The 21,526-nt window shown below is 63.2% G+C and carries 19 protein-coding genes; 1 reads left to right on the plus strand and 18 read right to left on the minus strand.

Annotated features, from left to right (window positions below; translation table 11 throughout):
* Positions 1 to 31: 31 nt before the first annotated feature.
* From AC56QP_RS08200 to AC56QP_RS08255, 12 genes are all read right to left on the minus strand, one after another.
* Positions 32 to 688 carry a GntR family transcriptional regulator gene (locus AC56QP_RS08200; protein WP_489860164.1) on the minus strand — a complete coding sequence of 219 codons (657 nt, stop codon included), beginning with the start codon at positions 686 to 688 and terminating at the stop codon, positions 32 to 34.
* A gap of 177 nt (positions 689 to 865) precedes the next feature.
* Entirely contained in the window at positions 866 to 1,729 is an 864-nt protein-coding gene (gene fghA / locus AC56QP_RS08205) for an S-formylglutathione hydrolase (protein ID WP_489860163.1), read from the minus strand.
* Positions 1,730 to 1,894: 165 nt separating this feature from the next.
* Entirely contained in the window at positions 1,895 to 3,334 is a 1,440-nt protein-coding gene (locus AC56QP_RS08210; protein ID WP_497100616.1) for an NAD(P)-dependent oxidoreductase, read from the minus strand.
* Positions 3,335 to 3,392: 58 nt separating this feature from the next.
* Positions 3,393 to 4,658, minus strand: coding sequence for an NAD(P)/FAD-dependent oxidoreductase (locus AC56QP_RS08215; protein ID WP_489860162.1), 1,266 nt, complete (start codon positions 4,656 to 4,658; stop codon positions 3,393 to 3,395).
* 24 nt (positions 4,659 to 4,682) lie between these two features.
* Positions 4,683 to 5,465: an HpcH/HpaI aldolase family protein gene (locus AC56QP_RS08220; protein WP_489860161.1), complete on the minus strand. Its 783-nt coding sequence runs from the start codon at positions 5,463 to 5,465 to the stop codon at positions 4,683 to 4,685.
* A gap of 20 nt (positions 5,466 to 5,485) precedes the next feature.
* Positions 5,486 to 7,177 (minus strand): GMC family oxidoreductase, encoded by a 1,692-nt coding sequence (locus AC56QP_RS08225; protein ID WP_489860160.1) that lies wholly within the window; start codon positions 7,175 to 7,177, stop codon positions 5,486 to 5,488.
* A gap of 15 nt (positions 7,178 to 7,192) precedes the next feature.
* A complete protein-coding gene (locus tag AC56QP_RS08230; RefSeq protein ID WP_489860159.1) occupies positions 7,193 to 8,671 on the minus strand; it encodes an aldehyde dehydrogenase family protein in 1,479 nt (492 codons plus the stop codon).
* Between the two features lie 103 nt (positions 8,672 to 8,774).
* The gene (locus AC56QP_RS08235) at positions 8,775 to 9,638 is read right to left on the minus strand and encodes an amino acid ABC transporter ATP-binding protein (RefSeq protein ID WP_489860158.1); all 864 of its coding nucleotides are present in this window, start codon (positions 9,636 to 9,638) and stop codon (positions 8,775 to 8,777) included.
* Positions 9,635 to 10,291, minus strand: coding sequence for an amino acid ABC transporter permease (locus AC56QP_RS08240; RefSeq protein WP_489860157.1), 657 nt, complete (start codon positions 10,289 to 10,291; stop codon positions 9,635 to 9,637). The genes AC56QP_RS08235 and AC56QP_RS08240 overlap by 4 nt, the downstream gene beginning before the upstream one ends.
* Before the next feature lie 75 nt (positions 10,292 to 10,366).
* Positions 10,367 to 11,209 carry a transporter substrate-binding domain-containing protein gene (locus AC56QP_RS08245; RefSeq protein ID WP_489860156.1) on the minus strand — a complete coding sequence of 281 codons (843 nt, stop codon included), beginning with the start codon at positions 11,207 to 11,209 and terminating at the stop codon, positions 10,367 to 10,369.
* 29 nt (positions 11,210 to 11,238) lie between these two features.
* On the minus strand, positions 11,239 to 12,231 hold the full coding sequence (locus AC56QP_RS08250; protein ID WP_489860155.1) for a proline racemase family protein: 993 nt from the start codon (positions 12,229 to 12,231) through the stop codon (positions 11,239 to 11,241).
* Between the two features lie 3 nt (positions 12,232 to 12,234).
* The gene (locus AC56QP_RS08255; RefSeq protein WP_489860154.1) at positions 12,235 to 12,915 is read right to left on the minus strand and encodes a GntR family transcriptional regulator; all 681 of its coding nucleotides are present in this window, start codon (positions 12,913 to 12,915) and stop codon (positions 12,235 to 12,237) included.
* Positions 12,916 to 13,026: 111 nt separating this feature from the next.
* On the opposite strand from AC56QP_RS08255, the gene AC56QP_RS08260 reads away from it, so the two are divergent.
* On the plus strand, positions 13,027 to 14,457 hold the full coding sequence (locus AC56QP_RS08260) for an NAD-dependent succinate-semialdehyde dehydrogenase (RefSeq protein WP_489860153.1): 1,431 nt from the start codon (positions 13,027 to 13,029) through the stop codon (positions 14,455 to 14,457).
* 97 nt (positions 14,458 to 14,554) lie between these two features.
* Here the strand turns inward: AC56QP_RS08260 and AC56QP_RS08265 are convergent, their stop codons facing one another.
* The 6 genes from AC56QP_RS08265 to AC56QP_RS08290 form a co-directional block, all read right to left on the minus strand.
* Positions 14,555 to 16,924: a xanthine dehydrogenase family protein molybdopterin-binding subunit gene (locus AC56QP_RS08265; RefSeq protein WP_489860152.1), complete on the minus strand. Its 2,370-nt coding sequence runs from the start codon at positions 16,922 to 16,924 to the stop codon at positions 14,555 to 14,557.
* Positions 16,925 to 16,927: 3 nt separating this feature from the next.
* Positions 16,928 to 17,386, minus strand: coding sequence for a (2Fe-2S)-binding protein (locus AC56QP_RS08270; RefSeq protein ID WP_489860151.1), 459 nt, complete (start codon positions 17,384 to 17,386; stop codon positions 16,928 to 16,930).
* 27 nt (positions 17,387 to 17,413) lie between these two features.
* Entirely contained in the window at positions 17,414 to 18,274 is an 861-nt protein-coding gene (locus AC56QP_RS08275; RefSeq protein WP_489860150.1) for an FAD binding domain-containing protein, read from the minus strand.
* Positions 18,275 to 18,337: 63 nt separating this feature from the next.
* Positions 18,338 to 18,937 (minus strand): biotin transporter BioY, encoded by a 600-nt coding sequence (locus AC56QP_RS08280; RefSeq protein WP_489860149.1) that lies wholly within the window; start codon positions 18,935 to 18,937, stop codon positions 18,338 to 18,340.
* A 31-nt stretch (positions 18,938 to 18,968) separates the two neighbouring features.
* The gene (locus AC56QP_RS08285) at positions 18,969 to 20,012 is read right to left on the minus strand and encodes an ABC transporter permease (RefSeq protein WP_489860148.1); all 1,044 of its coding nucleotides are present in this window, start codon (positions 20,010 to 20,012) and stop codon (positions 18,969 to 18,971) included.
* On the minus strand, positions 20,009 to 21,526 hold the full coding sequence (locus AC56QP_RS08290) for a sugar ABC transporter ATP-binding protein (RefSeq protein ID WP_489860147.1): 1,518 nt from the start codon (positions 21,524 to 21,526) through the stop codon (positions 20,009 to 20,011). Before AC56QP_RS08290 ends, AC56QP_RS08285 begins: the two co-directional genes overlap by 4 nt.

Genomic DNA, 21,526 nt, shown 5'->3' on the forward strand with positions numbered 1-21,526 from the left:
GCCGAACACCAGAGACGCAGTTCAACATTGTCTAGGATCTTCGCGACAGGCCATTTCCCTTTGTCGCGTTGACCAGCGTCTCGCTGCCTTCGCGAAGATGCCGCCTGAGAATACTCACGGCCTCGTCGCCGTCGCGCCGCCGGCAGGCGGCCAGCAGGTCGCGGTGCTCCGTCTGCGAGCGGTTGCGATAGTCCAGGTTCGATAGCAGGATTCGGACATAGCGATCGGCCGCATTGTGGTGCGCCTCGATCAGGCCGAGCAATCGATGGTTGCCGCAGCCATCGTAGAGAGCCAGATGGAAAGCCCGGTTCAGCGCTCCCCAGCGGCCGACATTGCGCTCCGCGTCGATCTGATCGAGCACCTGTTCGGCCTCATCGAGCTTCGCGCCGGCGAGATTGGGAATCGAGAGCCGGAGCGCCTCGCTTTCGAGCAATTCGCGCAACGCGTAGATTTCGCTGATCTCGGCGCTGTCCATCCTGGCGACATGCGCGCCCTTCGTCGGATGAATGGAAACGATGCCCTCGGTTTCCAACTGACGAAGGGCATCCCGGATCGGCATCCGGCTGAAGCCGAACTGCTCGGCCAAATCGTCCTGGCGAAGCGCAGTGCCCGCCTCGAGACTGCCGTTGGCAATGGCCTCGCGCAGGACATTCGCGACCTGCTCGGCGACGGTCCGCGGCCCCTGCATCACGCTTTCCGCAAACCCTCGCAAGCGACACTCCTGTTTCGCGCGATGTCCACTCTAATGGCTATAGGTATTCCCGTATACACCAGCGCAAATACGATGCGCTGTCGGCCGGATCTTCACTCTTGCATTCGCCAGCGCCCGTCGCGGAAGGCAATCCCGCCGGGATAGCAAAAACCCTTATGCGCCGGCTTTTGGATCAGACAATCTTTTGGCGTGCCATTTCAGATGGTCGTCCATGAATGTCGAAATGAAGAAATAGGAATGATCGTAGCCGTCCTGCATCCTCAACGTCAGCGGAATGCCGGCCTTGGCGCAGGCCGCTTCCAGCAGCCAGGGCCGCAGCCCATCGTTGAGAAATCCGTCAGACGTACCCTGGTCGATGAGGAATTCCGCGAAACGATGTCCATCCTCGATGAGCGAGGTGGCGTCGTAGTTCCGCCACGAGGCCTCGTCGTTGCCGAGATATTTTTCGAAGGCCGGCCTCGACCAGCCGGCGATGGCTGGCTGTACGATCGGCGCAAACGCCGAGCAGCTTCTGAAGCGCTCGGGATTTTTCAGCGCGATCGTCAGCGCGCCGTGGCCACCCATCGAGTGGCCGAAGATTCCCTGGCGCGTCATGTCGGCCGGAAATTCCTGTGCGACCAGGGCCGGCAGTTCCCGAGTGACGTAGGAATACATCCGATAGTTCTTCGCATAAGGCTCCTGCGTCGCATCGACGTAGAAGCCGGCGCCACTGCCAAATTGCCAATTGTCCTTCTCGTCAGGAATGTTGGCGCCACGCGGACTGGTGTCGGGACAGACGACGATCAGGCCAAGCTCCGCGGCCATGCGCCTATACTCGCCCTTGTCCATGACATTCGCATGGGTGCAAGTGAGGCCGGAGAGGTACCACACCACCGGGCAAGGCGTTTCACGGGCCTGCGGCGGCACGAAAACGGCAAAGGTCATGTCGCAGGCACAGGCCTCCGAAGCGTGGGAATAGACGCCCTGCACGCCGCCATGCGACTTGGCTGCGGAGATGATCTTCATCTGCTCTGGCATATGCTTCTTCTCCGCCATTTCAAAATGCCAACCACAGTCGTTGTGTCTACGGCATCTGTCGGGATCGCGGCAACCTCGAGATGCGCAAGATCGAGCGCCCAGGCATCGGCGGGAAGAATGCCGTGAGGCTCCCCTGGCATATATCCACCTCCGGGCGGCTTGATCCTATTGATACGGGCCTCTGAAGTTCAGGTTCTCAGCCAACGTGCAAAAGCGATTTGCCAACCGGACGAGCTCCACGCCTTGTTCGGCGATGATCTTGCCGCGCTGCTCTGGCAGCGCGATTGAAAGAGCCTTCCACAACTGGGCTTGCCGTTCACACAGACCAGCCAATTCGGCGCACTCGTCGGCGGTCAATTTCCCGAGGTCGCGTGCCGTCACCGGTCCGATGCCAGGAGGTGTGGTCACCCCCAGGGAAAGATACCCTTCCGGAACGGTGCCTTTGGCATTGGTCACCGTTTTGCGGCAGATGGCGTCGAAGATCTGATCGACGGCCTGCCTGGCGCCGGCGACACGCGAAGGATGGTCCGTATCGGCCGCGGCATGCGGCAGAAGTTCAAGCCTGGCGCCATGCTTTTCGACGAGATCGAGATAAGGCAGCATCGGGCCGGAGAGAGCACCGGTCGAGGCATCCCTGAACAGATCGGCATCGATTGCGGCATGGCGCACCTGCCCCGTATCCAGGGCATCGCCAAGAGCCGCAACGTCGACAAGCTCGCCGCGATCGTAGTTGACCAGCACCGCGCCTTTGTTCATGCGGGACAGGACATCCGCGCCGATGAGCCCGGCATTGGCGTAGCGCCCGCTTTGCGCGTCCTGCTTGCCCAACCCTACATGGACACTCAGCACATCGGCGCCTTCAGCCGCGTCACCAAGGTCTGCCGCATAGGCAAAGCCCTCGGCTTCTATCCAGTCCCGGTGTCGCGGGCGTGCGTGGATCACCACGCGCATGCCGAAGGCGCAGGCAAGCCTGGCCACCTCGCGGCCGATATTGCCATAGCCGATGATCGCGATCGTCTTGCCTTCGAGCTTTTCCGTCGGAAAATCGCGCAAGTCCCTGCCGGTGTCGAACGCGCCGCGCGCCACCCGTTCGTGAAGCCTGTCGACCGGGAGATCGGGCAGCACTTTCAGGATCGCCTTCATCACCATCTGCGCGGTGGCGCGGCTGTTGATGCCGGGCGTGTTCATCAGCACCGCGGTGCCGCCCTCGCCACTGCCGCCGCCCCATGAGCGAGAGCCCATATTGCCGGTGCCGGCACCGATCCGCACGCCGGCGAGCGGAAAGACAGTCTCGGCGGGCAGGAAGGTCGCGGCGGCGATGACGGCGTCATAGCCGCCGTCGCCGGCGGCTTCAATCAGTTCTTCCCGAGTGCTGAGGTCAGGCTGGTAGAAGAAATGCACCCGCCCCTTTTCGTGGCCTGCCTTGTCGCCAAGCGCCGTTGCGTGAAAGCGGCCGCCCCTGGCTTCGATATGGGCGCGCACTTCGCTCGGATCAGGCTTGCCGTCAGGGCCGAAGCGCAGGCCGACCAGATCGCAGATCAGCACCGTGTAGGCGCGCTGCCGATCGATTGGCTCCGCAGCCTGTGTATTGGTGTTTGCGGTCACGTCGTTTCCCCATGCAAGAACGGAAAGGCCTGCCGGTACAGCAGCGCGCTCTGAATAATCAGAACCTATCCGCCCGGAACGGCGTGAGATCGATCGCTGGCGGCAAACCGGTGGCAAGCTGCGACACGATCTTGCCGGTGACGGCGCCGCCGATCAGCCCCTGATGGCCGTGGCCGAAGGCGTAGATGACGTTCTTGGCCCGCGACGCCCGGTCGATGACCGGTATGCTGTCGGGCGTGCCGGGACGATGCCCCATCCAGCGGGTGACTTCGCCAACCTCCAGTTTCCTGAACATCGGCCGCGCCTGTTTGAGAAGAACATCCGCGCGGTGCATGTTCGCGGGTGCCTTCAGGCCGGCGAACTCGACATTGCCGGCGATCCGCAGTCCATCCTCCATCGGCGACGCGACGAACTTGCGGTCGGCCGAGATGGTCTGGATGCGCAGGCCCGTATCGGCCCCCTTGACCATGATGTGGTAGCCGCGCTCGCTCTCCAGCGGAATGCGGTCGCCGAGCTTGCCGGCAAGGTCGCCCGACCAGGCGCCGGCGCAAAGCACCACGGTCTCGACCGGCATGCGGCCGCCGCCTTCAAGCCGCAGCGCCGACGGACCGTTGGCGGTCATGTCGAAGCCGAGCACTTTTGCCCTGATGAAGCGGGCGCCCTGACGCGCCGCATGTTCGGCGAGCTTTGCAACGAGACGGCCGGGATTGGGGCATTGCCCTTGTTCGGGCAGATAGACAGCGCTCTTGAAGATCGGCGCCAAAGCCGGTTCGAGCTGCCGGATTTCGTCGGCATCGAGGATGTCCACCTTGACGCCATGCTCGCGCCGAAGCCCCAGGCCATAGGCACCCTTGGACGGCCCGTCCGCCGTCTCGTGGACGAAAAGCTGTCCGCGTTTCTGCAAAAGATCCTCGCAGCCGGCAGCCTTGATCAATGGCTCGTAGCACTCGAATGTATAGCGATGCAGCGAGCGCATCGCGGCCGATATCTCCCCGACGCGGGATTTGCGGCTGGCGGCCAGGAAGCGCAGCAGCCAGGGCAATGCGTGCGGCAGATAGGCCAGCCGCACGATCAATGGTCCTTCCGGATCCATCAGCCATTTCGGCACGTTGCCGAGCACGCCCGGCATCGAGTTCGGGATGCAGGATCCCGGACAGATGCCGCCGGCGTTGCCGAAGGAGCACTGTTCCTCCGAGCCCGGCAGAGCAGGATCGACCACCTCGACGGCAAAACCCTGCTCAAGCAGGTAGTTCGCGGTGCAGATGCCGATGATGCCGGCGCCGATGACCGTCACCTTGCCGCGCGCCGTGCTTGTCGATGTCATGACAATCGATCCGGATTATGTCGATCAGGGTGCGATCGCGCTCGGCGTGCCGGCGCGGAAGGCCGGCAACGAACGTGACACCATCTGCTGCAGCATGCGGAAGTCGGAGAGGTAGGCCATGAAGCGATAGCCCATCCTGCGCATGTCGACGCCATAGGCGACCGAGCCGCAATGGATGCCCGGAATGACACCGGCTTCCTTGCATTTGGCAGCGATGTATTCGATTGCCTCGTAGACCGCCGGATAGCGCGGATCGAAACCAGGCGCCTCGCCCATGGTCACCGCGAGGTCCGACGGGCCGACGAAGATGGCGTCGAGATTGGGCGTCTTCAGGATGTCCTCGAGATTCTTGACCGCCTGCTCGCTCTCGATCATCGCCATGGTGATGATGGTGTCGTTGGCGTGCTGGAAATAGTCCGCGCCGGCATAGAGCGAGGCGCGCAGCGGACCGACGCTGCGGCCGCCCTTGGGGAAATAGCGGCATGCCTTGACGAAGGCGTCCGCTTCCTCGGCGGTGTTGACCATCGGGCAGATCACGCCATAGGCGCCGGCATCGAGCACCTTGCCGATGATCGCCGGATCGTTCCACGGCACGCGCACCAGCGGCGTCGTGTCCGTGGTCGAGATCGCCTGCAGCATCGGCACCGCGTCGACATAGTCTGTCGCACCATGCTGGAGATCGATGGTCAGCGCGTCCCAGCCCTGCTGGGCCATCAGTTCCGCCGAGATCGACGAGGGAATGCCGAGCCAGCCCGTCACCACTTCGCCGCCGGCGGCCCAGATGTCCTTCACCTTGTTCTTGCGCATAGCCTTGATGTCCTTTTCTATTATCGGGAATGCAAAATCAGGTCCGCCGCTTTTTCAGCGATGGCGATCGTGGTGATGTTGGTGTTGGCGGCGATGATCGTCGGCATGATTGACGCGTCTACGACCCGCAGCCCTTGCACACCGCGCACGCGGCACTCGGCGTCGAGCACCGCCAGCGGATCGTTGTCACTGCCCATCTTGCAGGTGCCGGAGACATGCCAGCCGGACCAGACGGATTGCTTGGCCCAATCGGCGATCAGATCTTCGTTGCCGAGCATCTTGCGGATGCGGTCGGTGGTGCCGAACTTGCGCCTGAGCAAGGTTTCGCGAAACAACGGCGCGTAGTCGAAGAGATAGGCGGCGGATGCCGTCTTGACCCAGTTCCACGGCTTGCGGACGCTGAGCGCGCGGGCCTCGTCGCTGTAGCCGGCCAGGAACCAGGTGTTCACATGCTGCTGGACGTCAGGCGTGTCCATGATCCGGCAAATGCGCTTGAAGCCGTCGACCAGGCGCATGAGGTCGCGGCCGTCGGAGGCCAGATTCAGGTCAACGATCGGCTCGTCGGTCTGGGCCGCTGTCTTCAGGGTGACGGTGCCGCGCGAATAGGATTTGTTGACGCAGACATTGAGGGCGCCCATCGCCTTTCCGAGCGGATGCCAGCCGGCGCGGTTGACGGGCATCAACAGCATGTCGCCTGGATGGCAGTCGGCATAATTCGAGGAGTATCTGACGCCGAGAAAGATGTGGCGCCGCTGGCCGGGCTTCAGGCGCGCCGATTTCTTGAAATGGGCGCCGACCGCCAGATGTGGATGATCGGTCAGGTTCTCGCCGACGCCGGGGCGATCGGCAATGACCTCGATGCCCAGCCGCTTCAACTGCGCCGCCGGACCGATGCCGGCGCGCAGCAGGATGGCCGGTGAATGCAACGCGCCGGCTGATACGATTGTCTCGCCGGCGCTGTAGGTCTTCGTCTGGCCATCGATGGTGACCTCGACGCCGGTGATGCGCGTCCCCTTGGTCACCAGCTTCTCGACGAAGGCGTTGGCGAAGATGTGCAGGTTCTTGCGGGCGCGCGCCTCGCTGTCGAGATAGCCGATGGCCGTCGACACCCGGCGGTCGTTCTCGTTCGACAAGGGAAGCGGGAACGAGCCGTCCTCGAAACTGCCATTGTAGTCCGGCCGATAGGGGTACTCGCCTTCCGTTGCCTTGAGGACCGACTTGGTGAAGCCGGCCCAGTCCTGCGGAAAGACCCGGCGGATGGGAATCCGGCCGGTCTTGTTGTGGAGGTCGCCGTCGAAGTCGAGGTCGCGCTCAAGCTTCTTGAGATAGGGCAGCATGCCGTCCCATCCCCATCCGGTGAGGCCGAGCGCCTGCCACTCGTCATAGTCATGCGGCAGGCCACGCACCGCGAACTGGCCGTTGATGCTGGAGCCGCCGCCCATCACCTTGGCTTGCTCGAGCTTGGCGGTCTTGACCACTTGCGCGTTCTGCTTCGGCGAACGGTTGAAGACACGCAGCTCCGTCCAGTGGTATTTCGGGTCGAAATAGGAAAGGCCGGGATAGCTGTCCGCGATCACCTCCGGGACATCGTCCGGAGGCGTGTCGGGCCCGGCTTCGAAAAGCGCGACCTGCCTGGTGCCGTTTTCCGAAAGACGGTTGGCAAGCACGGCTCCGGCCGAGCCGCCGCCAACGATGATGTAGTCGAATTGCATAGGCGTGCGCTCGCTTCAGGCGTAGTTGGCCCAGATGGCCTTTTGGCGCAGGAACGCCTCGATACCGGCACGGCCCATGTCCTTGCCAAAGCCGGACCCCTTGTAGCCGCCAGCCGGATAGGTGAACTCCGGGCCGCGCCCGTGCTGGTTGATCCAGACCATGCCGGCCTCGATCGAATCCGCGGCCTTGAGCGCCTTCTTCAGGTCCGTGGTGTGGACACTGGCGGCAAGCCCGTAGACTGGGTGCGCCGCCTGGGCGAGGCCTTGCTCGAGGTCGGCAAAGGTGCGCACGGTCAGCACCGGACCAAAGAACTCTTCCTTGAAACCGATATTGTCGTCGGAGACGTTTTCCAGGATCGTCGGCGCATAGAAGCTGCCGTCGTTGCGGCCTTCGAGCACTGTCGCGCCGGTGACCACCGAGGCGCCCTCATTGATGCTGCCACGGACCATCGTATCGATGCGCTCAAGCTGCTTGCGGCTGATGATCGGTGCGAAGGTCGTCGTCTCGTCCCAGGTCGGTCCCGCCTTGATCGCCTTGGTCCGGGCGATGACGCGCTCGACGAGTTGGTCCGCGATCTTGTCCTCGACGATCAGCCGCGAGCCCGCCGTGCAGACCTGACCGGCATTGTCCATGAAGGCAGCAGCGACGCGGCCGGCCACGACATCGATATCGCCAGCATCGGCCAGCACCAGCTGCGGGCTTTTGCCGCCGAGTTCGAGGGTGACGGGCTTGATGCCGGACTGGGCGGCCAGCGTCATGATCGCCGCCCCTGTCTGCGTCGAGCCGGTAAACGAGATTTTCAGGATATCGGGATGGCGCACGATCGCCGCCCCGGTCGTGTGGCCATAGCCGTTGACGACATTGAACAGGCCGGCGGGAATGCCGGCCTTGGTGGCAAGCTCAGCCAAGGCGAGAAGGCTGTGCGGGGTCAGTTCCGAGGTCTTCATGACCACGGCGTTGCCGGCGGCCAGCGCCGGGGCGAATTTCCAGGCGGCGGTGATCATCGGGAAATTCCAGGGAACGATCGCGCCGACGATACCGTAAGGCTCATGCTTGACGATGCTGAGCGCGTTCGACTCGGTCGAGGTGACCGTGCCTTCGATCTTGTCGCAGAACTCGGCGTAGTAGCGCACGACACCGGCGGTGCGCACCGCGTCGCGGGCAATCGTCATCGAAATCAGCCGGCTCGACCCCATCGCCTCCAGCTGTCCGAGATAGGTGGCGTTCTGTTCGATCAATGCCGCGAAGCGCAACAGCACGGCGGCGCGATCGCGCGGCGCAATCTTCGCCCAGCGGCTCTGCGCCAGCGCCTTCCTGGCGGCATCGACCGACTGATGCACCGCGGCTTCGCCGCCATCGGCGATCATGCCCATGTGCTGGAGATCGGAAGGCCGAAGAACCTCGATCTCCGTGCCCGGCAGCTCGACATACTGCCCCCCAATGTGATGGCCCTTGGGAATGGAGACTGTGGCGGGATCGAAACTCAGCGTCATTGATATCTTTCCTTCTGCGGCCAGATCGAAGGGGCGGCATGGATTGGTGCGGTCCCGTTGCCGACGATGGCCACTTGACTGTTGTGCGTGAAGCGGCGTGCCTTCAGCACGCCTTCTCGGCCTCACGCGCCTCGAGGAACGGGCGAAGCAGATCCGCCGATTCATGGAAGCGTCCGACAAAACTCTTCAGACGCGGATGTTCGGGATGCAGCAGCACCTTGGACGGTGGCCCTTCCTCCGCGACCAGCCCCTGATCGAGAAATACGACCCGATCGGCGACTTCGAAGGCAAAGCCCAGTTCGTGGGTCACGATCACCATGGTCATGCCGCTCTTGGCCAGCTCAACCATCGCCTTCATCACCTCGCCGACAAGTTCGGGATCGAGCGCTGAGGTCGGCTCGTCGAACAGCATCACCTTGGGCTGCATGGCCATGGCCCTGGCGATCGCGACGCGTTGCTGCTGGCCGCCGGAAAGCTGGCGTGGATATTTCTCCACATGCTGCGCCAGCCCCATGACATCGAGAAGCTTCAGCGCCGTTTGACGCGCCTGCTCCTTCGGTTCCTTCTTGACGATCACCGGGCCTTCCATGACGTTCTCGAGCGCCGTCATGTGCGGGAAGAGGTTGAACTGCTGGAACACCATGCCGGTCTTCGAGCGTATCCGGTTGACTTCCTGGTTGGGTATCTGGGAACGGCCCTTGCCGTCAGTCTCCTTCTGGAACAGAACCTCGTCGCCGATGACGATGCTGCCGCTGGTCGGCGTGTTCAGCAGGTTGATGCAGCGCAGCAGCGATGTCTTGCCCGATCCGCTGGCGCCGATCAGCACGACCACCTCGCCTTCGACGACCGAGAGGTCGATGCCGTTCAGCACGCGCTTGTCGCCGAACTTCAGGCAGATGCGATCCAGCCGCAGCACCGGCTTGTTGCTCTTCTCCGGCGCGGGGGCATTCGATTGGGTAATGCTCATTTTACGCTGGCCCCGCTCTTTTCGAGTTTCCGGGACAGCAGCGTCAGCGGAACCAGGATAATCAGGAAGATGACGCCAACGGCGGTGTAAACTTCCATCGGCCGATAGGTGAAACTGCTGATGTAGCTGGCCTGATAAAGAAGGTCGGGGACCGTTATCATCGACAGCAGCGTCGTGTTCTTCATCTGGATGATCGACTGACCGGCGAGCGGCGGGATCATCTTTCGAAAGGCCTGCGGCAGGATGATGCGGCGCATGCGCTGGCCATAGGACATGCCGATGGCGGTCGCCGCATCCGTCTGGCCGGGATCGACCGACTGGACGCCGGCGCGAAGGATTTCGGCGTAGAAGGAGCCGACGTAGCAGCTGAGCCCGATGAAGCCGGCCCAGAATTTGGTGACATTGATGCCGGCGAAGATCGGGAAAGCGTAGTAGACCCACAACAGCGTGACGAGCAGCGGAATGTTGCGGAAGAACTCAACATAGATCTGGCCGAGGATGACCAGCGGCTTAAACGTGCTCAGCTGGATAAGCCCGATGAACAGGCCGATCAGCATGCCCGCACCGATCGTGATCACGGTGAAGTAGATCGTCATCAGGAGGCCCTGCCAGAGCAGCCCGATATTGTTGGTTATGACTGTATAGTCGAACATAGCGTCCTCACTGGTTCGATGCACGTCCAGTGGTGGCCTGACCGCCGCGCTGCGCGGCGATCAGGCTGTTTACGATCAGAAGCTGAAGCCTGCCGGAAGGATCGACAGATCGATGCCACGGGCTTCCCACGAGCGGGCAAGCTTGCCCTGGGCGAGGCCGAGCGAACGCTCCTGCAGGATCCAGTTGGTCAGGAAGTTGATGAAGCCGGCATTGCCGGGCTTGCGCGCCACGGCAAGCGTTGCCGGATTGCGCAGGATCGGCTCGGGAAGCGACACATTGCCGATCTTCTGGTTGGTGATCTGCAAAGCGTCGAAGATGGAGAAGACGACGCCATCGGCGCGGCCAGCCTGGAGTTCCATCAGCGCCAGGCCGCGATCTTCCACCGGCGTGATTTTCGCCTTGGGCAGCAAGGCTTCGGCGACGACCTGCATGGTGCTGCCCTTCTGGACGACGACGGTCTTGTCGGGCGAGTTGAGTTCGGCCCAGGTCTTGACCGGCTTGCCGGGAGGCGTCAGCACGGCCCACGCATCGGTGAACAGCGGCTCCCACAGATAGTCGACGACGAGACCGCGCTTCGGGTTCGGATTGACGCCGATGGCGATGTCGATCTTGTTGGACTGGAAGTCGGCGGCCAGGTTGCCCCAGGTCGTCTCGACAGGCTCGAGCTTGACGCCGAGCTGGGTCGCGATCTCGCCGAGGAATTCAAAGTAGAAGCCGCTCCACTGGCCGGTGGCCGGGTCCTTGATGTAGCCGGGCTCCTCGCCGGTCATGACCGGCACTTTCAGCACGCCGCTGGCGCGGATCTGTTCGATGACAGCGGATGGATTGTCGTCGGCCGAAGCCGCGATGGGTGCCGAGAGCAGGCCGAGGCCGATGGTCAAAGCGGCCATGAACGTACGAATGACTGTGAGATTCATTTCATTCCCCTTTCTGAATTATTGGTTGGTTAGCGGCATAAAAATCCCTGCGAGAGAGGATCGCCTTTCTCGAAGAAGATGGTCTGGGTCGAGGTGATGAAGGCAGCGCCCTCGATCTCGACAATCATCGCCTCCCGGCCCCCGGCCCGGACGCGCTCTTGCAGGCGCGCCTCGAACGGAATGCCGAGTATGTTCCTGGCGTGGTAGGTCTGGTCGGGGCCAATGAGCCCCTTCTCCAGCAGAAAAGTCAGCCGCGCCGAGGTCCCGGTGCCACAAGGCGAGCGGTCGAACTTGTTCGATTCCAGAACAAGGAAATGCGTCGCCGAGTTCTCGCTGTCGGCATCGTAGAACAGCACGCTCGGCGCGGCCGCGCCGGCAAACAGCGGCATGTCCTGCGTTGCCGCCTTGATTGCGTCCTTGATCCTGGCGCCCGCCCGCATCAGCGTCGATGCGCCGTCCGGAACAAGCTTGAGGCCGAGCGGTGCCGCGTCGACCAGCGCATACCACATGCCGGCGTAGACGATTGCGGCATCGAGCGCGCCAAGCTCTTCGACGACAACGCTCAGATGCTCGAGCCCGACATAACTTGGGACATTGGCAATCCGCACGCGGTCAAGCGAGCCGTCTTCATTCCAGATCAGATGAACCGTCACGATGCCGGCCGGCGTTTCCAGCGTGAAACTGTTGCCCATTTCAGCGCTGATCTGCCCGGTGAAGGCCAGCGTCCTGGCAAAGCCGATCGTGCCGTGGCCGCACATGTCGAGATAGACATAGGACGAGATGAAGAACGCGCCATAGTCGGCGGCATCCGACTCAACCGGCACCAGGCCGACCATGGCCGCATGGCCGCGCGGCTCATGCAGCAGTGCCGGGCGGAGATGATCAAAGTGCTGACGAAAATGGTCCCGCTTGTCCCGCACGCTCGAACCGGCAAGCTTCGGGACGCCGCTCAGGATGACTCGCGTAGGATGACCGGCCGTATGGGAATCAATGACGCTGAACGCTGACAAAATGGTGGTCACGAACTAGCCCTCTCCGAAGGCGTCGCGAATGCCAGCCCGCATGCTTTGCCAGATTTCCCGAATGAGGTTTTCGGTCATCGCCTTGGCACTTTCGCCATCGCCTTCGGTGATCGCGTCGTAGATGCGGGCCGTGTCATCCAGGGAGAGCTGGATGATCTTCGGATCCTTCTCGTAGGCGTGATAGCGATACCTCAAGGCCTGCTTTTCGAGCCCGCCCAGCAGGCGCGTCAGCGTCTTGTTGCCGGCAAGATCGTAGGTCAGAAAGGATCCGCGCACGTCGACGATGAAGAACTGCCGGGCGTCGTTCCTGGACTGCGCTTCCTTCAGTTCGGACAGCAGGATCTTGAACTCGGCTTTCTTCTCGATGTCGGCGGATTCGGCGGCCTGCTTGGCGACCAGTCCTTCCAGCTCGATGCGGCACATATAGACCTCATCGAAGTCGCGCTGCGACATCGGCGAAACCCAGATGCCGCGCCGGGCCTCGCGCATCACCAGGCCATCGCGCTCGAGCAGCCGCAACGCCTCACGCACCGGCGACCGGCTGACGCCGTATCGTTCGGCGACCATTTCCTCGGTCAGTCGCTCCCGGGATTTGATGCGACCGAAGATGATCTCTTCCTCCAGCATCTCGGCGAGATTCTCGGGGATGGCGACCGACAATTTCTGAATGCGCGCTAAAATCATGTCGACACCATACTGTATACAATGTACAAGTCAAGCCATCGCGGTGATTTCTTTTGACGCGCAATCTGCCGGCGGCCTTCCGCGGACCGCCGGGCTGGAAAGGGCCAGGACATGTATCCAGAGACGATCGAGCTGCTGATTGACGGCGCGTGGTGCCAGGGATCGGACGGCAAGTCCGAACCGTTGATCAATCCCGCCACCGAAGAGGTGCTGGCAACCGTGCCGCATGCCACGGAGACCGATCTCGACCGCGCTCTTCTGGCCTCGGCCAAGGGCTTCAAGCTGTGGAAGGCGATGACCGCGATGCAGCGCTGGGCGATCATGGACAAAGCCGCCGACCTGATCGAACAGCGCAAGGACACCATCGCCCGCATATTGACGATGGAGAATGGCAAGGCGCTGGCCGAGGCCACCGGCGAGGTGCAGTTCGCCGCCGATGCGACCCGCTGGTACGCGGAAGAAGGCAAGCGCGCTTACGGGCGCATCGTCCCTGCCCGGCTGCCCGGCGTGCGGCAGATGGTCTTCAAGGAGCCGGTCGGACCGGTCGTCGCCTTCGCCGCCTGGAACTTTCCGGCCAGCAATGTCATCCGCAAGATTTCGGGCGCGCTTGGCGCCGGATGCTCGATCATCCTGAAGCCGGCGGAGGAAACGCCCGGAACCGCCGTGGCCATCGCCCGCTGTTTCCAGGACGCCGGACTTCCGGCGGGCGTGCTCAACATCGTGTTCGGCGAACCCGCCCGGGTCTCGTCCTATCTGATCGCCTCGCCGATCCCGAAGAAAGTCTCGCTGACCGGCTCGACCGCGGTTGGCAAGCTGCTGCAGAAGCAGGCCGCGGACACGCTGAAACGCTGCACAATGGAGCTCGGCGGCCACGCTCCCGTCATCGTCTATGAGGACGCCGATCTCGAAAAGACACTCGATACGGTCGTCGCATTCAAGTTCCGCAATGCCGGCCAGGTGTGCACCTCGCCAACCCGCTTCTACGTACATGAGGCTGTCTATGACCGTTTCATCGACGGCTTTGCGGCCCGCGCTGAAAAGCTCAGGATTGGCGACGGTCTCGATAATGGCGTGCAAATGGGGCCAATGATCGCGCCGCGGCGGCTCGATGCCATGGACGGCTTCGTCAGCGATGCAACGGCGAAAGGCGCGACCGTCGTCACCGGCGGCAAGCGCATCGGCAACAAGGGCTATTTCTATGCCCCGACATTGCTGAAGGACGTGCCAGACACCGCGCGCATCATGTCCGAGGAGCCGTTCGGGCCAATCGCCCCGACGACCACCTTCTCAACCTTCGACGGCATGATCGAGCGGGCAAACTCGCTGCCTTACGGGCTGGCCTCGTTTGTCTTCACCCGCAATCTCAGCCTTGCCCAAAAGACCGAGGCGGCACTGGAAGCCGGCATGGTCGGCGTCAACCATATGATGGTGTCGACGCCCGAAACGCCCTTCGGCGGCGTCAACGAATCCGGCTATGGCTCGGAGAGCGGCATCGAAGGCCTCGACGCCTACCTGCGGACGAAGTTCGTGACGGAAATGTAATTGCCGCCAGTGCTTCCGCGACAACCGCTCGCTCGACGCACCCCCCGGCAGACGGCCATTTGCGCGCAGGAAGGGCGCGGAGAGGATTCCTCATCGATCAGCGGGGCCTGGGCCTCATCAGCACATTGTCCCACCAGTTATCGGCGATGTGAGGCAGTTCGACGGCAGGTTCCCTGCCCAGCAGCAGCCCCAGCACACGCGGCGGCGTGAGCGGCATTTGCTGGACACGGCACCCGGTGGCGTTGGCGACGGCGCAGGCGACGGCTGCCGGGGGATTGAGAATGGGCACCTCGCCCGCGCCCTTGGCGCCGAGCGGGCCAATGGAAGGCGCGCCTTCGTAGAGGTCGATCTCGACAGGCACGGTATCCAACGCGAGTGGGACGCGATAGGTCTCGAGGCTGTCCTGCCGGATGCACCCGTCCTCGCCGATGGTATGCTCTTCATGCAGCGCATAGCCCAGCCCCTGCGTGACCCCGCCCTGGATCTGCCCGTGGATGGCGCGCGGGTTGAGCGCCCGGCCGACATCCTGCACCACCCTGTAGCTCAGGATTTCGACATGGCCGGTGTCCGGGTCCACGGCGACCTCGCAATCATGGACGTTGAAGACGGGAATATCGATTGCGTCGATGAAATGGCCCGCCGCGCAACCGGGCATCGCCGGCACGCCGGGATTGGTGAACGAGCCGCTGCCAACCACTGGACCGGTCAACCGGTGCGCGTGCTGGACGGCCTTGGCAATGGTCATCCCCGATCCCTCGATACCGGCGATCTCAACCCGACCATTGCGCAGGACCAGCCGTTCCGGCTGGGTCTGCAGCAACTCGCTCGCCGTATCCAGGATCTTGTTGCGTACGTCCGCGGCAGCGGCGAGGCTCGCCGCGCCGACGGAGACGGTCGTGCGGCCTCCGCCGACACCGAGATCGAAACCGGCTGTATCGGTATCGGCATTGCGAACGATCACGTCACTCGGATGAATCCCGAGCTCATGGGCGACGAGCTGCGGCAACGCCTGCACCATCGTGCCCTGGCCAAGCTCGACCCCGGCGGTGATGAGCGTCGCACTGCCGTCGGCATTCAGGTTGATGGTGGCCGTCGAGGGTCCGACGAAGATGAACCAGGTGCCCACCACGGTGGCCCGGCCGTACAGGCGCCCGCCCGCCAAGGGCTCCTTGCTGGGAGACGCTTCCCGCAGCTTTGCCATCTGATCAAGCATCGGGCCGAGCACATCGCCTTCGAAGACCTGGCCCGTTGCGCCAAGGTCTCCGTCGCCCAGCACGTTCCGCCGCCTGAATTCGAGCGGATCCATCCCGATGGCCTGGCAGATCTCGTCCGTATGCCGCTCCAGCGCGAATGTGTTGTAGACACCGTTGCAGGCGCGAAAGGCCCCGTTGGGGGGAGTGTTGGTGTAGACGGCACGGCTCGCCAGCTTGACCGAGCCAAGCTTGTAGTTGCCGCCCAGCGTGTGCGCCGTCATCGTCGTGAGGAAAATCTGCTCGCCGCCATAGGCGCCGCAGTCCATCAGCACGACGGCTTCGCGTCCAGCGATGTCGCCGCTTTGGGTCACCGCGGATCGGATCTTGATTTCGGCGTTTTCGCGGCAGAGGCAGGTCAGCATCTCCTCCTGCCTCGAATAGACGAGGCGCACTGGCTGCCCGGATTTGCGCGCCAGGATCGCGGCATAAGGCTCCAGCGTACAGTCGAATTTCTGACCGAACCCCCCGCCCACGGGCGGCACCGTGACATGCACCCGAGAGGCAGGAACACCAAGCAGCTTCGCCGTCATGTTGCGAACCGTCCACGGAACCTGTGTCGACGTCTCGATATGGTAGCGACCGTCCTCGTAGGAAGCGACGACGGCCCGGGGTTCGAGCGAGACATGGTTCTGCCGGCCGACCCGAAAGCAGCTCTCCACGACCACGACGTCATCGCGGGCGAATGCCGCTTCGGTGTCGCCCCGGACCACCGTCGCTTCCCAGGCAACGTTGCCGCCACGAGCGCCGCCTTCGAACAGAACTTCGTAGTTCTTCCAGTCGGGGTGAACCAAGCGAGCACTAGGCGCCAGCGCATCGGCCATGGTGAGCACGATGGGAAGGGGTTCAAGTTCGACTTCGATCGCGCGTGCCGCCGCCTGGGCTTGCTCGTAAGTGTCGGCGGCCACCGCGGCGATCTGCTCGCCATGAAAGCGGATGACGCCCGAGGCGAAGAGCGGATGATCGGCGATGCCGATACCGTGCATTCCCGGGGCGTCTTCGGCAAGCGCTATGGCGCGCACGCCAGGCATTTGACGGGCGCGCGTGATGTCGATCTTCAGGATGCGGGCCGACGCGACCTCCGATCGCAGGATCGCCGCGTGAAGCATGCGCGGCAGCATGCGGTCGACAGTGTAGCGGGTACGGCCGAGCAGCTTGTCGCGTGCGTCGCGCCGCGGCAGGTTCATCGTGACGTTTGACGGGTCCGCGATTGCCATTGCTCAGCTCCGCTTCGCCAACGCCACGGCCGCATCGACCAGGCGCTCGTAGCCAGTACACCGGCAGATATTACCGACGAGCGCAGCCTTGATTTCATCCCTCTGGGCCCACGGGTGCTCCTGGAAGAAGCTCGTGAGGACCATCAGGATACCGGGGAAGCACATGCCGCACTGGACGACGTCGTGCTCTTCCATGATCCGCTGCAGAGGCGATAGCTCGCCCGCCGTCGCAAGCGATTCGACCGTGTGGACCTCTCGTCCCTCGACCATGCCGAGCGGCACCAGGCAGGACACGACCGGCTGTCCGTCGAGATGAATGGTGCAGGCGCCGCAGAAGCCCTCGCGGCATGCGACTTTCGCTCCGGTCAGATGGAACTCGTCCCTCAGCACGTCGACAAGCGGCGTGAGCGGATCGGCGCGCGAAACTCGGTCTTCACCATTGACAACGAGACGCAAGGACATTGGCTTGATCTCTTCCGGATACGAGCTTCAGGACTGCTCTTGAAGGGCGAGCACGGCACGGCGCACGAGGCTGGGAAGCACCTTCACCCGATACCAGCCAGGCGCCTCGACGCCTTCGCGGCCCAAGAAATCTCCGCAAAACCGCTCGGCTTGTTCGGTCGCGCGGCGCGGATCGAGGCTATGGCCGACAAGGCTTGTTTCGAGCTGCTCCCAGCGGCGCGCAACGGGTTCGACCGAGCCGACCGCCACCCTGGCGTTTTCGACGACGCCGGTCGGGTTCAAGGTCGCCGCCAGGCTCACGATTGCCACGGGGTAGTCTCCCGCCTTGCGCAGCGGGAGCCTTATATGCGCCGAGCGCCGCGTCGTGCGGGGAACGATCACGCGGCGGACGAGACGGTCGGGCCCGATGCCGGCCCTCTCCTCCAGGAAACGCTTCACCGTCATCCGTTCGGACCCTTTCGCACCTTCGATTTCCAGTTCGGCATCGAGGCATATCAGGGCGGGCACCAGATCAGCCGCGGCAAAGGCCGAAGCGCAGAGATTTCCGCCAATGGTGGCAACGTTGCGGACTGCGGGATTTGCGGAGTTGGCGGCGGCCTGTGCCAGCGCGCGGCATTCGGGCAAAGACCCAAGCGAGCTTGCCAGTTCGGCATGGGTAACACAGGCACCTATGCTGATCTCGCGATCGAGAATATCCAGCCGCCGCAACTCATCGATCTTGGAAATCGCCACATAGGACAGGTCCCGCCGCTCGTGCCTGAGCGGAGCCCGCATGATCCAGGTCGCGCCGGCAAGAGCTGCTCCAGCCGACCCGCGATCGGCAAGAGCGGCTATCGCATCGGCCAGCGACGTCGCTGCATGGAAGCGCTCTCCATTCTCTTCGGGCACGCTATTGGGTCCCTCCTGCTGGATGGATCTGAGGATCGCTGCACAACCTTGGCAATTCCGGTTTCAGCGATCGCCGCCGCGCGTCCGGCCAACAAATTTCCAGGCCAGTGGCAGGACTGCGGTGGCAAGCGCCAGCTTGAGCAGATCGCCGAGGACGAAGGGCGTGAGACCCCAGGCCAGGACCGGCTTGTCCCACCCAACGACGGTGCCCAGCCAGGAAAGTCCGAAGGCATAGATGACGACCGTTCCCAAAAGCATGGAAAGCGCCGTCGTGACGATCCTGCGATCCCAGCCGTGGCTGGCGAGGAAGCCGCAAAGTGCCGCGGCGGGCAGATAACCGAGGAGGTAGCCGCCGGTCGGACCGACCATGTAGGCGAGACCGATGCCTTTTTCAGGCGTTCCGGCGAAAACCGGAAGCCCGAGCGCGCCTTCGATGAGATAGAGAGCGACTGTGGCAGCGCCCAGCCGCCATCCGAAACTTGTTCCGATCACCAGGACGACAAAGGTCTGCATGGTCATCGGCACCGGGTAGAACGGAACCTGCAGTTTGGCTGACAGCCACAGCGCCAGCAATCCGGCGATGGCCAGTACACCATTCCTGAGCGCCGTAGTGCGGTCGGAGAATGCCTGTTCTGCAAGCGTGGGATAGGTTGAGGAAATCATGGTCTTTCCTTTCGGTGTTGAGTGATTGCCGTCAGCGGTCGCCGACCAGCATGCGGTAGCGGAATTGGTCGAGGATGACGGCGAGCACCAGCAGCGAGCCGAGCAGCACCATCTGCATGTACGAGCCGATCTGGGCGATGTTCATGCCGTTCTGCAGCAGCACGATGAAGAAGGCGCCGAGAACGACATTCTCCACACGGCCCAGCCCTCCCCGCAGGGACACCCCGCCAATGACACAGGCGGCGATCGATTCCAGCGCGATCGTGCCGCCAAGATTGGTTTCGCCGGACTCGACCCGAGCCGTGAGCAGAAGACCGGCGAGAGAGGCCAGCAGCGCGCACAGGACATAGGCCAGGAACAGCACCTGTTTGGTGTTGACGCCCGAGAGGTTGGCCGCCCTGACATTGCCGCCGACCGCGTAGATGTGAGAACCCAGTTTCGTTCGGTTCATCAAGAGCCAGATGCCAACGATCGCCAGCAAGGCGATCATCACCGGCACGGGAACGCCGAGCACCCGCCCGAAGCCGAAGAAATTGCCGAAATCGTAGGGCAGTCCGGATATCGGAACGCCGCCGGTCAGGAACAGCGCGATGCCCGCACCGACCGACTGCACGCCAAGGGTCATGATGAACGGCGAGACGTCGAACTGGGCGATACCGAGCCCGTTCAGGCATCCGATCAGCAGCGCGGCACCCAATCCCGCACCGGCGCCAAGCAGGATCGCCAGCCAGATCATGTCCGGCATGACCGGCGCGAGCGCGACCATCGCCATCGCCGACACAACCGAAGTCATCGCGATCGCCGTGCCAACCGAGAGATCAAAACCTCCGGTGATGAGGACCAGCATCTGACCCAGCGAAACCAGAACCAGATAGACAGACTGCCTGGCGACGTTGGTCAGGTTCTGGATCGACAGGAACTGGTTCGAGATCAGCGAGAAGACGATCAGCGAAAAGACCAGGAAAAACGGCAGCACCCCGACGCGCAGGAACACGAATCTTATGGCCGCCAGCAGAATGGTGGCGCGGGTTCGCGGCACCCCTGCATCCTCGGTTCGGCTGCTCTGAATGGTCATGGCTGAATTCCCGTCTCCGCAAAGAAATATTTCAGGACATTTTCCTCCGCGATCTCGGTGCCGGTGAGTTCGGCCGACACCCTGCCCTTCGAGAACACCAGCAGGCGGTGCGCAAGGTTCATCACCTCCGGCAGGTCGGAGGAGATCACCACCACCGCCTTGCCGGCCTCGGCGATCTCCTTGATCAGCCGGTACAGCGCGGCGCGGGTGCCCATGTCGACGCCGACCGTCGGCTCATCGAAGATGTAGATGTCCCGCTCCTCGCCAAATCCCTTGCCGAACAGCACCTTCTGCTGGTTGCCGCCCGAGAGCTTCGACACAATGCGGCCCATATGGGCCGAAGCAATGCCGACGCGCTCGCCGATCTTGTCGGCCAATGCCCTTGCGCGACGCGGCGCAACAATTCCGAGGCGGCCTACGATCTCGGCCCGGCCAAGCAGGCTGAGCTTGATGTTTTCGCGTGCCGTCGCCGCCAGTTGCAGGCCCTCGCCCTTGCGGTCAGGCGGCAAATAGTAGACCCCGCCGCGCAGCATATGCCTCGTCGCCGCATGGGTCACGTCGCGTCCCTTCAGCGTGACGGTGCCTGACCGGATCGGCTGCAACCCAAGAACGCTGCGCCAGATCCGCGACTTGCCGCTGCCGACCAGGCCGGCAACCCCCAGAACCTCGCCGGCACGCACGTCGATATCAACGCCATGAAAGCCGGCGCCGTGCATCCGGCGCAGCGTCATCAGCGTCCTGCCATCCGGCTGGCGGCCGATCTCGGGATAGATCTGATCGATCGCCCGACCGGTCATCAACTCGACGAGCGTCTTCTCGGAGGTGTCGCGCGCCGAGACCGTCCCGATCAGACGGCCGTCACGAAGCACGCTGATGTTGTCGGCGATTTCGCGGAATTCCTGGATGCGATGTGAAATGTAGATGATGCCGACGCCGTCGGCCTTCGTCTTGGCGATGAAGGCGAAAAGCTTGCGCGTTTCCTTCTCGGTGAGCGAGGCGGTCGGTTCGTCGAGGATCAGGACCCTCGCCTTGCCCAGAAACACCTTTGCGATCTCCACCATCTGCTGCTCGGCACGCGACAGAGTGGAAACGCGCCGGCGGATGTCGATCTCGAAGCCCAGGTCATGGAACAAAGCGCGTGCGCCCTCGGCCATGGCGCGCCGGTCGGTCAAGGGACCGCGCTTGAGCTCGCGGCCGAGATAGACGTTCTCGAAAACACGCAATGTCGGGATCAGCGAGAATTCCTGGAACACCGTGCCGATGCCATGTCTGGCGGCGTCATGCACCGAGCGCAGCTCGACTTCCTGGCCGTCGATGCGCAGCGAACCCGATGTCGGCCTGTAGAGGCCGGAGAGAATCGAGATGAGCGTCGACTTTCCGGCACCGTTCTCGCCGAACAGCACATGAACCTCTCCGCGCTCGAGCCTGAAATCGACGCCATCGAGAGCCTTGACGCCGGGAAACTCCTTCGAGATCCGGGTCATTTCCACGAGTGGAGTGTTTGCGTTGTTCAT

It is taken from the genome of Mesorhizobium sp. RCAM 05104 (assembly GCF_059683645.1).